Here is a 14,058-nt window from a genome sequence, read left to right as displayed (position 1 = left end):
TTTTTAATCACGTAGGGGATAACCTGTCTTTTTTACTCTTATTATCAAAAAGCAGGTAATTGGAAAAGCAGGAATTTTTAAAATTAGTCGATAAATATCTTAATAAACAAGCTACTCCGCAGGAAGAACAATGGCTTGCAGACTATTTCAACTCATTTCAGCATACGCAGGATTGGGATGAGCTGGAACTTGGTACAAAAGAAGAGCTCGAGGCGAAGATGCTTAATCGCTTGCAGGCAGTTATTGCGGCACCAGCGAAAACAGCCCCTGTGTTTAGTATAAGCAGGTTCTGGAAATATGCAGCAGCAGTTATTCTTGTTTGCGCTATTGGTTTATATTTCTGGAAATATCCGGGCAGTAAACAGCCGTTAGTGGTAAACCAGAAAAATGATATTGCTCCCGGAGGTAATAAAGCGATACTGACCCTTGCCGATGGTCGCAAAATAAGCCTCACTGATGTAAAAGATGGGGAGCTTGCACAGCAATCAGGTATCCGGGTTACCAAAACAGCAGATGGACAACTGGTATATCATGTGGCAGATGCATCGTCTGCCGTACCACTGGCATATAATACATTAAGCACACCACAAGGCGGGCAATACCAGGTTGTATTACCCGATGGCACCAGGGTATGGTTAAATGCGGCATCTTCGTTAACATATCCTACCACATTTTCAGGTAATGAGAGACTGGTAACATTAACGGGCGAAGGTTATTTTGAAGTGGCAAAGGCCCCCTTGATCCCTCAAAGGGGGAAACAACACGCTCTCTCCAGCCGGCTGGCGGGGCGGGGAGAGGCTTGGGTGCCGTTTATTGTGATGGCCGAAGGACAACGGGTAGAAGTATTAGGCACACACTTTAACATTAATGCCTATCCCGATGAGGAAGTTATAAAAACCACCCTTTTAGAAGGTAGTGTAAAGGTATCTAAACCTAATTCCGCTGCTCTTCTGGATGCCGGAGTAAAACTTCATCCCGGGCAGCAGGCTGTACTATCGCAGGTTAGCCCAACGGCAATAACAGTAAATAACGATATCAATATAGAAGAGGCTGTGGCCTGGAAGAATGGCTACTTTATGTTTATTAATGAGCCTGTACAAAGCATCATGAGGAAAATATCGCGTTGGTATAATGTAGAAATTGTGTATCAGGATAATTTGAAAGACAAAGCTTTATGGGGAACCGTATCGCGGTTTAAAAATGTATCGGAAGTATTGAAAATGCTTGAGCTTACAGGAGTTGTTCATTTTAAAATAGAAACACAATATAACGGGGAAAGGAGGATAATCGTTATGAAATAAAATATTACGTTCTAATGATTACCTAAAAATCAGGAGCGGTTGGAACGCCCCTGATTGCCGCACTGTATGCGGTTAGGTGGTCTTGTCTTTTAACAGACACAATAATGAGTGACAACAAATTATTAAACCAATCCTAATATTCAAAGATATGGAATTTTATTCTTATGAGCTTTGTAATAGAAAATATTACAGGGGTTATAAACTATTGTTAATCATGAAACTTGTTGTATTTTTTCTGCTTGCCGGCTTAATGCAGGTTAATGCTACGGGATATGCCCAGCAGGTTACCTTATCAGAAAAGAATGCAAAAATTGCAAAAATATTTACAGCGATACGTAAGCAAACAGGTTTTGATATCTTGTGCGATGCTGATATTATAAAAAATGCCCATCCCGTTACGCTCAATGTCAAAAACAGTAACTTAAAAAACGTGCTCGAAAAATGTTTCGAGGGGCAGCAGGTAACATACAGCATAGTGCAAAATATTATTGTTGTGCGTAAGGCTGCGGATGCGCTGATAAAGCCGGCTATAAGTAAGATAACGGTAAAGGGTAAAGTAACAGATACCAAGGGCCAGCCTCTTGCGGGCGTTACTGTTAGATTAAAAGGCACAGCTACTGCTGTTAATACCGACAATGATGGTAATTATGCCATCACCATACCCGATGCGTCAGGAGTGCTGGTATTTGCTTATATCGGTTTTACTACGCAGGAAATAGCCGTAAATGGCCAGACCTCTATTGATGTGCAACTAAAAGAAACTGTAACGGCATTAAATGAGGTAGTTGTAATGGCTTATGGCACACAATCAGCAAAAGAGGTGGTAGGTGCTGTAGCCACCTTAAAAGCTTTAGATATAGCAGATCAGCCTACCGGGACTTTTGCAGAACGTCTGGAAGGAAAGCTTCCCGGCGTGCAGTTGGCCCAGGCTACCGGCCGCCCGGGGCAGGGTATGGATCTTCGCATCCGCGGAGCCGCTTCATTTACATCAAGTGTACAACCCTTATTTGTGGTTGACGGTATACCTATGATTGGTGCTGTTGACAACATCAATAACATTAATCCCGATGAAATTGAAAATTTCTCGGTGTTGAAAGATGCATCGGCAACGGCATTGTATGGCTCGCGGGCAGCAAATGGTGTTGTTATAATTACTACCAAACGTGGCAAGGCAGGTGTGCACAAAGTTGACTTTAGCTCGTATTACGGTATGGCCTCGCTCATGAAAGAGCTTACGCCGCCGGTAATGAATGCCACTCAGTTGGCCACTTATATGAAAGGTTTTTACGAGGATAAGGCCTTATATGAAGGGTATACCGGAGGTATTCCTGACGTATACCAGAATCCGGAGCAGTATGGTACAGGTACAGACTGGTTCGATGTGCTAACCCGTACAGGGGCTACCCGGAATTATAGTTTATCATTCTCAACAGCTACTGATAAATCAGCGCTAAGTGTAATAGGCGGTTATTTTGACCAGGATGGCATCGTGCTCAATACGGGTTATAAGCGATTTTCATTACGTGTTAATGGTGATTTTACCCTCAATAAAAATATTAAAGTAGGCGTGAACGTAGCGCCCTCCATGCAACTGGAGCATAATAACAGGCAGGGTTCAAGTTTTAACGTAGATGGTCAACGGGCCATTTTTGCATCAGCATCCATGATACCAACTATGGGCTCGCCCTATAACCCTGACGGTTCCCTGGCTTTGGGCATTAAGGGATTTACCAACCTGTTTGCCTGGGCCAATCCCTTGCGGCAGTTGTTAGAAGTAAGCGATGATGCCAACCGGCTGCGTTTATTGGCAAGCGCATTTTCTGAAATTAAGTTCCTGAAAGATTTTACCTTTAAAACTTCGGGTAGTGTTGATCTTGCCCAGCTACAGCGTAAACGGTTTATTCCCTCTACTGCCCTGGGCGGTTTTAACGATGTTCCGGTAGAATTTCCAGGCCCCGGTAATGATTCGGCCCTGGGCGAATCGGTAGTTGACAATGGTAATACCTGGTTAAACGAAAACCTGCTAAGCTTTAAAAAAAGTTTTGCTAACCATTCGCTGGAAGTTCTTGCCGGTTTTACCGCTCAGCGTTATACGCGATATTGGAGCACACTCGTAGGACGTGATTTTCCGGACAATAATGTCCATTATTTAAACGCGGCTACACGTTTTACAACCTCTAACAGCTATGCCGAGGCATGGTCTATGTTGTCTGTGTTAGGGCGGGTAAGCTACAGTTATAAAGATAAATATTTCGTTCAAGGTTCATTGCGCCGTGATGGTTCATCACGTTTTGGCGCAAATAACCGCTGGGGAACATTTCCTTCTATAGGTGCCAGTTGGATTGCCAGTGACGAACCTTTTATGAAAAATATCCGGCAGGTAAGTCTTTTAAAACTGAGGGCCAGCTACGGACTGACCGGGCAGAATGAAATTGGCAATTATACGCAAACACCCGTTATTGCCAATAGCAACTACGTATTCAGCAACGGTCTGGCTTCCGGAAAAGTACAGAGCAGCCTGGGAAATGCAGATTTGGCCTGGGAGCGCAACAAACAGTTTGATGCCGGTATAGATATCGGTTTGTTAAAAAACAGAATTAACGTTACGTACGATTATTATAATAAGTTTACCGATGGGCTGTTGTTTACAGTTCCGGTTCCACAGTCATCCGGCTATTCAAGCGTTCAGGATAATCTGGGCGATATCAGGCAATGGGGACATGAGTTTACTATAAGCACTAAGAATTTAGTACATGATTTTAAATGGAACACCGGCTTTAACATTTCATTTAACAGGAATATTGTGAAGCGGATAGGACTGAATAACGTTTCGTTTGCTGATAGGCCCGGTACAACCTTAAGTGAATTTACCGACTGGCGTACATTGGTAGGTCAGCCTATTGGCCAGTTCTATGGTTATGTATTTGATGGCGTATTTATGACACAGGCCGAAGCAGATAAAGGCCCGAAGTATTATGGGGCATCGTCAACAACATTATCGCGGGCAGGTACGGTACGTTATAAAGACCTGAACGGTGATAATAAAATTACTTTTCCCGAAGATATGACTGTTATCGGCGATCCTAATCCGGATTTTATTTTTGGTCTCAGCAATGATTTCCGTTATAAAAGCTTTGATTTAAATATTACGCTGTCGGGTACTTACGGCAACGATCTGTATAACGGTATGGAAGAAAGTACCTATAACCTGGATGGGGTGTTTAACGGGCCACCCGAATTGTTACAACGCTGGCGCTCGGAATCAAATCCCGGTAACGGACGGGTTCCGCGGACGCTTGCAAATACAACAGCGGCATACCGTGCCAATCAAACCTTATGGGTACACGATGCATCGCACCTTACTATAAATAATATTGCTTTGGGCTATACCTTTAATAAGTTCCGTAGTATGCCATACATCAAAAATCTGCGCTTGTATGCTACTGTACAAAACGCATTTATTTTTACCAGTTATCCGGGAAATCCGGAGGTGAGTTCCTCCGGGCTGAATTCAGTAAGCCAGGGGCAGGATTTTGGAGCTTATCCGTTGGCCCGCACATTTACGTTCGGACTTAACCTGGGATTATAATGGAACGGCTAAAATATAGTAAGAACAAGCCGGATGTATCTGCCGGTGTATTACCGTTTATAAACAAATTAATACAGATGAAAAGATTTGGAATATATAGTTTATTGATGCTGGCACTTTGTCTGGCATCCTGTAAAGATTTTCTCGAAGAAAATAATCCCACTACCATTAACCTGGGTAATTATTTTAAGACCGAGAATGATTTTAACCTGGCGCTAAATGGTGCGTATGCACAGGTAAGAAGCATTTATAATAATAAAAGTGCCTGGCTGATGGGCGAAATGCGGTCAGATAATGCACACTATGATTATAAATCATCAGATCAGGGCGTAGCTACAGTTAACAAATATGCCGTGGCAGATTTCCTGGATGATAAGCTGAACACACAAACACCTGCCAAGTGGAATGCTGCTTACAACGCCATATCGGCAGCCAATACCATATTAGATCATATCGATGATATTACACTTCCGGCAGAGAGTAAAGATAAAATAATTGGCGAAACCAGGTTTCTGCGGGCACTTTCTTACCTGGAACTGGTACGTTATTATGGTGGAGTTCCCATCTATCCGCATGCACCACTAAGCCGTGCCGAAACCTACATACCGCGGTCAACAGTACAGCAGGTATATGATTTTATAATAGCTGATGCTACGGATGCTGCGCAAAAGCTATCACCTCCGGCATTTCCACAAACAGGTCGGGCAACTAAGGGTTCGGCGCTCACCTTACTGGGCGATGTATACGTTACATTGAAAAAATATGATCTGGCTGAATCAGCATTGCGCCAGGTACTGTTAATGGGATATGATTTGTTGCCAAATTATACCGATGTGTATCAGTTAGCCAACAAAAACAGCAAAGAATCTATATTTGAGATACAATTCAATACCGCATTGGCTACTCCGCAACCTAATACGGCTGCATCAGTTTATAACTACATTCCGCGGATGGCAAGCTCAACAATCATAACCGGCGTAAATCAAAACACTATTCAGGATATGGGTGGCTATAATACACCTACAGATAACCTGATAAATGATTATGAGCCGGGCGATAAACGTTTAGATGCTACTATTGCCGTTGCCGAAGGAACATTCAATGCTAATGATGATTTTACAGCAACAGCGGTTAAGCCTATTGCAGGTTATACGGCGCCGGCAGGTAAAGTAGGAAGACCATTTGCCAGGAAATTTCTGCATGCACATACTATCGGAAATCAAACAAACGATAACTGGCCGGTATACCGTTATGCAGAAGTGCTATTGCTGTTGGCCGAGAGTTTAAATGAGCAGCCAGGTAAATCGCCGCAGGCATTAACTTACCTGAATATGGTGCGGGACCGGGCCTTTGGCGCTGGCGTAAGCCCTGTTATCACAACAGATCCTGGAGCGCTTAGATCCATTATCCTTCATGAAAGAAGAGTGGAGCTTGCCTTTGAAAATAAACGGTGGATAGACCTAGTACGTACAGGGAATGCCATTACTGTGATGAATGCTTTTGGGGTAAGTCAGAAACAAAAATACAGCTATTTGCAGCCAGGTAGCTATAATGTTACCCAGGATCGGTTGTTATTTCCTATACCCAACGCCGAAATTTTGCTTAATGAAAAATTAGAACAAAATCCCGGTTATTGATTAATGGTGTTAGTATGAGCCTGTCCGTATCCGGTATATTGTTGCTGGTGTAAAAAAGACAATAACCGGAGGACGGGCTCATTGATCAGATAACTAAATTCCGCTTACAATGAAAAGTATTGTATTGATGAAAAACATTGTATTACTTATATATGTTGCCTGGTTTTTCTGCGGATGCGGCAAGACAGACCCCGCACCGCCCGGTACTTCTGGGCCGGAACCACCTGCAGCTTTACCACCGCCTCCTGCATCTGTTGCTCAATGCGAGAAATGCGTGATACTAAGCGAGCAGTCTCAAAACAGGATAGCGATAGTGGATCTGCCATCTAAAACCATGATATGGGAGTGGTCTGCTGCAATGAACACCACTATTCCGGCAGCTCATATACAATGGCTTTCTTCTCCAACAGAAGCCAAGCCGGTCTATAATAACAAATACATCTTATTAACAGGCGAAGCTGTAGCGCTGGTACGCATAGCAGATAAAAAACTGATGTTTTATGCGTATGTAGGCGGTAATGTGCATTCTGCAGAATTATTGCCCGATGGGAATATTGTAGCTGCTTCGTCTGCTGGTAATAAGCTTACCCTGGTTAAGGTAGACACCCTGCATTATCCGGATAATGTGTATACTAAAACGTATCCCATCAACGATGGGCATAACGTGGTATGGGACAAAAAACGACAAGTTTTATGGGCTGGTTCGGCTTTGGATTTACAGGCGTATACGTATAATTTTGATTGTGCAGCTCCCGGATTAACTTTTTCCTATTCGCTGACGCTTCCCGAAGGCTTGCATGACCTGTTCCCGGTATATGGCGAAGATGCCTTATGGTTATCGGGAGGAAGTAAGGTGTACCAATACAAGTTCGATACAAAACAATTCGAGGTTATTCCTATCGCACAATCTTCCGTGGGTGTAAAAAGCGTTTCATCAGGGCCGGCCGGCTTCCCGACAATTATTATACGGAGCAAAATATCCTGGTGGACAGATGAAATTTTGAGCATGAATGGTGAATCGCTTTATATGCAAAACAATCTTAGAATTTATAAAGCACGCTGGTTGTTAGAAAATATATTTAGTTATTCTGCTGATGGTCAGTTTAAGCAGTGTAATTAAGTTTGATTTATATTCGTCATTCATATATAGAAAATTGTAATTTAAGACAGTAATTCTGATAATGTCCCTGATAAAAATGAAATTAAAAACAATCCTGTTCAGTATTTTAACCGCTACATTACTTCTTACGCTCGGTTTTCAAAACCGGGATGATAATAAAGAGAACCCGGATAGCTTTGAAGCATTAAAAACCGCTTTTCGCGATCCCCGTGCAGGATATGGCACTACACCATTCTGGGTTTGGAATGCTAAAGTGACCAAACCGGTCATCGATTCCATGCTGCTGGATTACAGGAAAAATGATTTTGGCGGCGTAATTGTCCATGCCCGGCCCGGCCTGATCACAGAATATCTTTCTGATGAATGGTATAACCTGTTTCAATATGCCGAACAGAAAGGCAAAGAGCTGGGATTAAAAGTGTGGATATACGATGAAAACTCATATCCTACCGGTTTCGGCGGTGGTCTTGTAGGAGAGCAGATGCCCGAGGCGTATAACCAGGGCCAGATGCTGTATATGGATGAGGTAAGCAGTATTCCGGCCGATACAAAAGATGTGTTTGTTTGCCTGAAAGAAGAAAACGGCCAATACAGAGACATTACCAATAATTTGCCGGCCGAAAAAGGGAAAACCGGGAACTACCGGCTTTTCCGGAAGGTAAATTACCAGAAGTCAAACCGGGGAACCGTGGCGGGGCCTATTGGCGTATCGTATGTTGACCTCATGGCAAAAGGAGTGACCCAAAAATTCATTGATGTTACGTTTAAAGGCTACGAAAGGGTGGCCGGCGCCGAATTTGGTAAAACGGTTCCCGGTGTATTCTCAGACGAGCCGACCATTGTTAATGAAGGCAAGGATTGCATACGCTGGACACCTGATCTGTTCAGCACCTTTAAGCAAAAGTGGGGCTATGATCTGCAACCCAACCTGCCGTCACTATTCGAGGAAACCGGCGACTGGAAACGGGTAAGGCACAACTATTTTCAAACGCTGCTGCAACTGTTTATAGACCGGTGGTCAAAGCCGATGCATCAGTACATGGAACAGCACAACCTCACCTGGACGGGGCATTACTGGGAGCACGGCTGGCCAAGCCCGTACCACGGACCGGACAACATGGCCATGTACGCCTGGCACCAGATGCCGGGAATAGATATGCTGTTCAACCAGTTTAACGAGGAAAAGCCGGTTCAGTTTGGCAATATCAGGGCTGTTAAAGAGCTGGGTAGCGTGGCCAACCAGCTCGGTAAAAAAAGAACGCTTTCAGAAACCTATGGTGGTTCGGGCTGGGAGCTGACATTTAAGGATATGAAACGCCTGGCCGACTGGGAATTTGTGCTCGGTGTTAACTTCCTGAATCAGCATTTATCATTCATGACGCTTACCGGGGCACGTAAATACGATTATCCGCCAAGTTTTTCATACCACGAGCCCTGGTGGCCGTATTATAAAGCGCTGAATCACTATTATGCCCGTTTATCGCTTTGCCTTGCTTCCGGTCAGCAAAAAAATGATATCCTGGTTATCGAGCCAACAACCTCTGCCTGGATGTATTACTTCAGGGGTAAGGAAAACAAGCGTTTTTTTGAGATCGGTAAGAGCTTCAATGATTTTGTGACCCTGCTGCAAAAAACACATGCCGAATTTGATTTAGGCTCCGAAAATATCATCAAAGATCACGGGAAAATCGAGAACGGAAAATTTGTGATCGGGCAGCGGGCATACAGTACGGTAGTAATTCCTCCCGGGATGGAAAATATCGATAATGCTACATTCCGCTTGTTAAAGCAGTATGTACGGGAGGGAGGCAAGGTGCTGTTTTTTGAAAAGCTCACATACCTGGATGGTGCAGAAAACAAGCAGTTGGATGATTTTAACACGGCTAAAGCCAACATGCTGCATGTCGATACACCGAATGAAGGTATTGTTCGTACGCATCTGTTACCAAAAGATTTTACCTTGTCAGGCATATGGGCAAACCCGGTAGGAGGTAACCTGTACTACCAGCGCCGGCAATTTTCGGATGGGCAGCTGCTGTTTCTTTCCAATGCCAGCATGACCGAAGCCTCGGTGGGAACGCTTACCATTCAGGGAAAAGATGCCTTGTACATGAACCTCTTTACCGGCGAAATACAGGACTATCCTGAACAGGAATATGCCGGGAAAATATCCGTTTCGTTTGATATACCGGCTGCCGGCAGCATGATGCTGTTTATCAGCAATAAAAAGCAGACGGGATATAAATCCTATACCATACCCGGCAATAGAACCCTTGTTAAAACTGGCCCGTTACAAATAGCAAGACCGGCAGAAAATACCCTGACCATTGATTTCTGCGATTTGCAATTACATAAACCGGATACCAGCTACAAGGATATGCATGTCGGTTTAGCATCGAATACCGCCTTTAAGCATTTCGGTTTTACCGACGGCGTTGGCAACCCGTGGAATAACCGGACACAGTTTAAAGATAAAATTGTGGCCCGCGATACCTTCTCCGTGGGTACAGGATACACGGCAACCTATTATTTCGATATTGCCGGCGATGTAACGACAGAACATTTCAGGGCTGTTGTTGAACAACCCAAACTATGGCAGAGCATAGCCGTTAATGGAATAAAAGTGCAGCCTGTAAAAGGTAAATGGTGGCTCGACCGTTCATTTGGTGTTATTGAAATTGGCAAATATCTCAAACCCGGCAAAAACAGTATTTCATTAACGGTTTCGCCAATGAGTGTATACGCCGAGATAGAACCGGTATATATTTTGGGCGATTTTAACCTCGTTCCGGCAGCTAAAGGCTGGAAAATTATCCGGCCCGGCACGTTGGCTTTAGGCGATTGGAATAAGCAAGGGCTGCCGATGTATGGTCAGTCGGTAACCTACAGTAAAAATGTAACGGTTTCGGATGTAAAGAAAGAATACGAGGTGCAGTTAGGTAAATGGAATGGAACTGTTGCCGCCGTAAAAGTAAATAATGTATTTGCCGGCATCATCACGTCCGAACCCAATACGCTGAACATAACGCCATTCATTAAAAAAGGGACCAATAAGATTGAGGTAGCGGTTATCGGAAGTTTAAAGAACCTGCTGGGGCCGCATCATAAAAATCCTGCACCGGGATTGGTTGACCCCGGCAAATGGTATAATATAAAATCCTATCCGCCGGGTAATCAGTATCAGACATACGGTTATGGCCTGCAGGAAGATTTTACGGTTTTTTCATACTAACCGGTAAAACCGGGCGAAAATACGAATCCCGTTTCCCTGGCTTGTCAAGCAGGGGCTCGTCCCGATTTGTAATCGGGATGCCGAAAACGGCGTTTGCAACGCCGCACTATTGCTTAAAATATTCAAATATCGCTATTATTAGTGTTATAAATGCTGATAACAGATTGTGCGTTTCCTATCCCGAACTCACATTAACTTATGATAAAAATGGAAATTCTTAATCGTTCTTCCAAAGAGTTCTTTGGTAAGGAGATGCCTTGAGCATAAAATCGTAAATCAAAAATCGTAAATCGTAAATCAAATGTGCAGTAATGCTTCGTACCCAGTCTTAAATCAAAAAATCTCCTAAAGGAATACCTTTTGCCTAAATCGTAAATCAAAAATCGTAAATCGTAAATCAAATGTGCAGTAATGCTTCGTACCCAGTCTTAAATCAAAAAATCTCCTAAAGGAATACCTTTTGCCTAAATCGTAAATCAAAAATCGTAAATCGTAAATCAAATGTGCAGTAATGCTTCGTACCCAGTCTTAAATCAAAAAATCTCCTAAAGGAATACCTTTTGCCTAAATCGTAAATCAAAAATCGTAAATCGTAAATCAAATGTCCTTACCTTTGCGGCATGTACGCTTTACTAAAACCATTGCTGTTTCGTTTTGAACCCGAAAATGCCCACCATCTGGTAACTTCTGCCTTAAAGCGGGCAAACCGGGTACGGGTGATCAAAAAGCTCGTAAACTCGGTTTACAATGTTGAGCATCCGTCGTTAGAACGTCAGGTATTCGGCCTCACGTTTAAAAACCCTGTAGGATTGGCCGCAGGTTTCGATAAAAATGCGGAATGGGTGGACGCCCTGTCGGCTTTTGGTTTTGGTTTTATTGAGATTGGAACCGTTACGCCACTGCCCCAGCCGGGAAACGAGAAACCACGCATGTTTCGCCTGGTAGCCGACGAAGCCCTGATAAACCGCATGGGATTCAACAACCAGGGTGTGGAAGTAGCAGCAGAGCGGCTGCGGCGTTTAAAGCGGAACGGCCTGATCATCGGGGGAAATATTGGTAAAAATAAAATTACACCTAACGAGGACGCGGTTAGCGATTACATCAAATGTTTTGAGCAATTGTTTGATGTGGTTGATTATTTTGTGGTAAACGTAAGCTCGCCGAATACGCCCGGCTTGCGTGATTTGCAGGAGAAAGAACCGTTAAAGCAAATTCTGAATACGTTACAGCAGCGAAATTCAAAGAATGGTATATCTCGACCTATCTTGTTAAAAATTGCTCCCGACCTGACCGATGCCCAACTGGATGATATTATCGAAATAGTGAAAGAAACAGGTATAGCCGGAGTTATTGCCACAAATACCACCATATCCCGCGAAGGTTTATCATCAGAACCACGGCTTGTTAAAGAAACCGGAGGATTAAGCGGCAAGCCCTTAACGCGGCGTTCAACCGAAGTGATCCGTTACCTGTCCGAAAAATCAGGAAAAGCCTTTCCAATTATCGGGGTAGGAGGTATTCATTCACCCCGCGACGCACAGGAAAAGCTGGACGCTGGCGCCAGCCTGGTGCAGGTGTACACGGGCTTTATTTACGAAGGCCCGGCACTGATCAGCCGGATAAAACGGAGCCTGATCAGGCAATAAACCAACTTAAAAGCATTTCCGATCCCATAGGGAGTACAAGCCTTTTAGCTTCTCAGGGGCCCTGGATCTATTTCTACGCAGCAATAGGCACTTTATTTTATTCCCCGGGGGGAATAAAGCGTCAATGTGTCGCCGGCATGGCATCGATCCGGGTAATATTGGCTCCAAGCGCCCGTAAGCGGATGTCGATATCCTGGTAACCGCGTTCAATCTGCTCAATATTGTGGATAATAGAACGTCCGTTGGCTGATAAGGCGGCAATAAGCAGCGAAACCCCCGCACGGATATCCGGCGAGGTCATCTGGATACCACGAAGCTTTACCTGTTTGTTCAGGCCCATAACCACTGCCCGGTGCGGGTCGCACAGAATGATCTGGGCGCCCATATCGATCAGCTTATCAACAAAGAACAGGCGGCTTTCAAACATTTTCTGGTGAATAAGCACGTTGCCTTTGGCTTGTGTGGCAACCACCAGGATGATGCTCAGCAGGTCGGGAGTGAAGCCCGGCCAGGGCGCATCGGCAATGGTCATGATCGATCCGTCAATAAAAGTGTCGATCTCGTAATGCGCTTGCTGCGGAATATAAATATCATCGCCACGAAGCTCGAATTGTATGCCTAAGCGTTTAAATACATCGGGGATGATGCCCAGCTCCTGGAATTGTACATCTTTAATGGTAATTTCAGATTCGGTCATTGCCGCAAGGCCAATAAATGAACCGATCTCTATCATATCCGGCAGCAGGCGATGTTCCGTTCCTGAAAGCTCGTCAACACCTTCTATGGTTAGCAGGTTTGAACCGATACCGGAGATATTGGCTCCCATACGGTTCAGCATTTTACAAAGCTGCTGCAAATAGGGCTCACAGGCGGCATTGTAGATCGTGGTTTTACCTTTTGCAAGCACTGCCGCCATTACAATATTGGCTGTTCCGGTTACCGATGCTTCGTCCAGCAGGATATATGTTCCTTTGAGGTTGCTGGCATCGATGTTAAAAAAGCCTGACTCAGTATTGTAGTTGAACTTGGCGCCCAGTTTTTCAAATCCCAGGAAATGAGTATCCAAACGCCGGCGACCGATTTTATCGCCACCCGGCTTAGGGATGGCGGCTTTACCGAAACGGGCAAGCAGCGGGCCAACGATCATGATGGAGCCTCGCAGGCTTCCGCCTTTGGCTTTAAAAATATCCGACTGAAAAAAATCGAGGTTAATGTTATCGGCCTGGAAAGTATAAGTGTCTTTGCTGATGCGCTCAATGCGTACGCCCAGATCGCCTAACAGCTCGATCAGCTTATTTACGTCTTTAATATCGGGTATATTGCTGATGGTAACTTTATCTTTGGTAAGCAGCACCGCCGAAATAACCTGCAGCGCTTCGTTTTTTGCACCCTGCGGAATTATCTCGCCACGTAACGGTTTACCGCCGTATATTTCGAAAGCATTCATCTGATGGTAAAGTAAAAAGCCCCCCCCAACCCTCCCAACCGCGTGCCGCCTTAGCTTTAGCGGTGGCGCAAGGGAGGGAATAAGCA

At 44.4% G+C, this 14,058-nt stretch carries 7 protein-coding genes; 6 read left to right on the top strand and 1 reads right to left on the bottom strand.

Annotation, left to right across the window (positions count from 1 at the left end; translation table 11 throughout):
- Window positions 1–59 precede the first annotated feature (59 nt).
- The 6 genes from FW774_RS18190 (at window position 60) to FW774_RS18165 (ending at window position 12,525) form a co-directional block, all read left to right on the top strand.
- Window positions 60–1,301 (top strand): FecR family protein, encoded by a 1,242-nt coding sequence (locus FW774_RS18190; RefSeq protein ID WP_242457875.1) that lies wholly within the window; start codon window positions 60–62, stop codon window positions 1,299–1,301.
- Between the two features lie 214 nt (window positions 1,302–1,515).
- Window positions 1,516–4,890 carry a TonB-dependent receptor gene (locus tag FW774_RS18185; RefSeq protein WP_187774951.1) on the top strand — a complete coding sequence of 1,125 codons (3,375 nt, stop codon included), beginning with the start codon at window positions 1,516–1,518 and terminating at the stop codon, window positions 4,888–4,890.
- A gap of 77 nt (window positions 4,891–4,967) precedes the next feature.
- Window positions 4,968–6,527: a RagB/SusD family nutrient uptake outer membrane protein gene (locus FW774_RS18180; protein WP_187774950.1), complete on the top strand. Its 1,560-nt coding sequence runs from the start codon at window positions 4,968–4,970 to the stop codon at window positions 6,525–6,527.
- Between the two features lie 109 nt (window positions 6,528–6,636).
- Complete coding sequence (locus tag FW774_RS18175) at window positions 6,637–7,647, top strand: DUF6528 family protein (RefSeq protein ID WP_149349645.1); 1,011 nt, start codon at window positions 6,637–6,639, stop codon at window positions 7,645–7,647.
- 76 nt (window positions 7,648–7,723) lie between these two features.
- Entirely contained in the window at window positions 7,724–10,879 is a 3,156-nt protein-coding gene (locus tag FW774_RS18170; protein WP_149349644.1) for a glycosyl hydrolase, read from the top strand.
- A gap of 620 nt (window positions 10,880–11,499) precedes the next feature.
- On the top strand, window positions 11,500–12,525 hold the full coding sequence (locus tag FW774_RS18165; RefSeq protein WP_149349643.1) for a quinone-dependent dihydroorotate dehydrogenase: 1,026 nt from the start codon (window positions 11,500–11,502) through the stop codon (window positions 12,523–12,525).
- A 121-nt stretch (window positions 12,526–12,646) separates the two neighbouring features.
- On the opposite strand, the gene murA is transcribed toward FW774_RS18165, so the two are convergent.
- Entirely contained in the window at window positions 12,647–13,972 is a 1,326-nt protein-coding gene (murA, locus tag FW774_RS18160; RefSeq protein ID WP_149349642.1) for a UDP-N-acetylglucosamine 1-carboxyvinyltransferase, read from the bottom strand.
- Window positions 13,973–14,058 lie beyond the last annotated feature (86 nt).

Origin of the sequence: Pedobacter sp. BS3 (genome assembly GCF_008274585.1) — a bacterium.
GTDB lineage: Bacteria > Bacteroidota > Bacteroidia > Sphingobacteriales > Sphingobacteriaceae > Hufsiella_A.
This window is presented reverse-complemented; position numbering and strand designations above follow the sequence as displayed.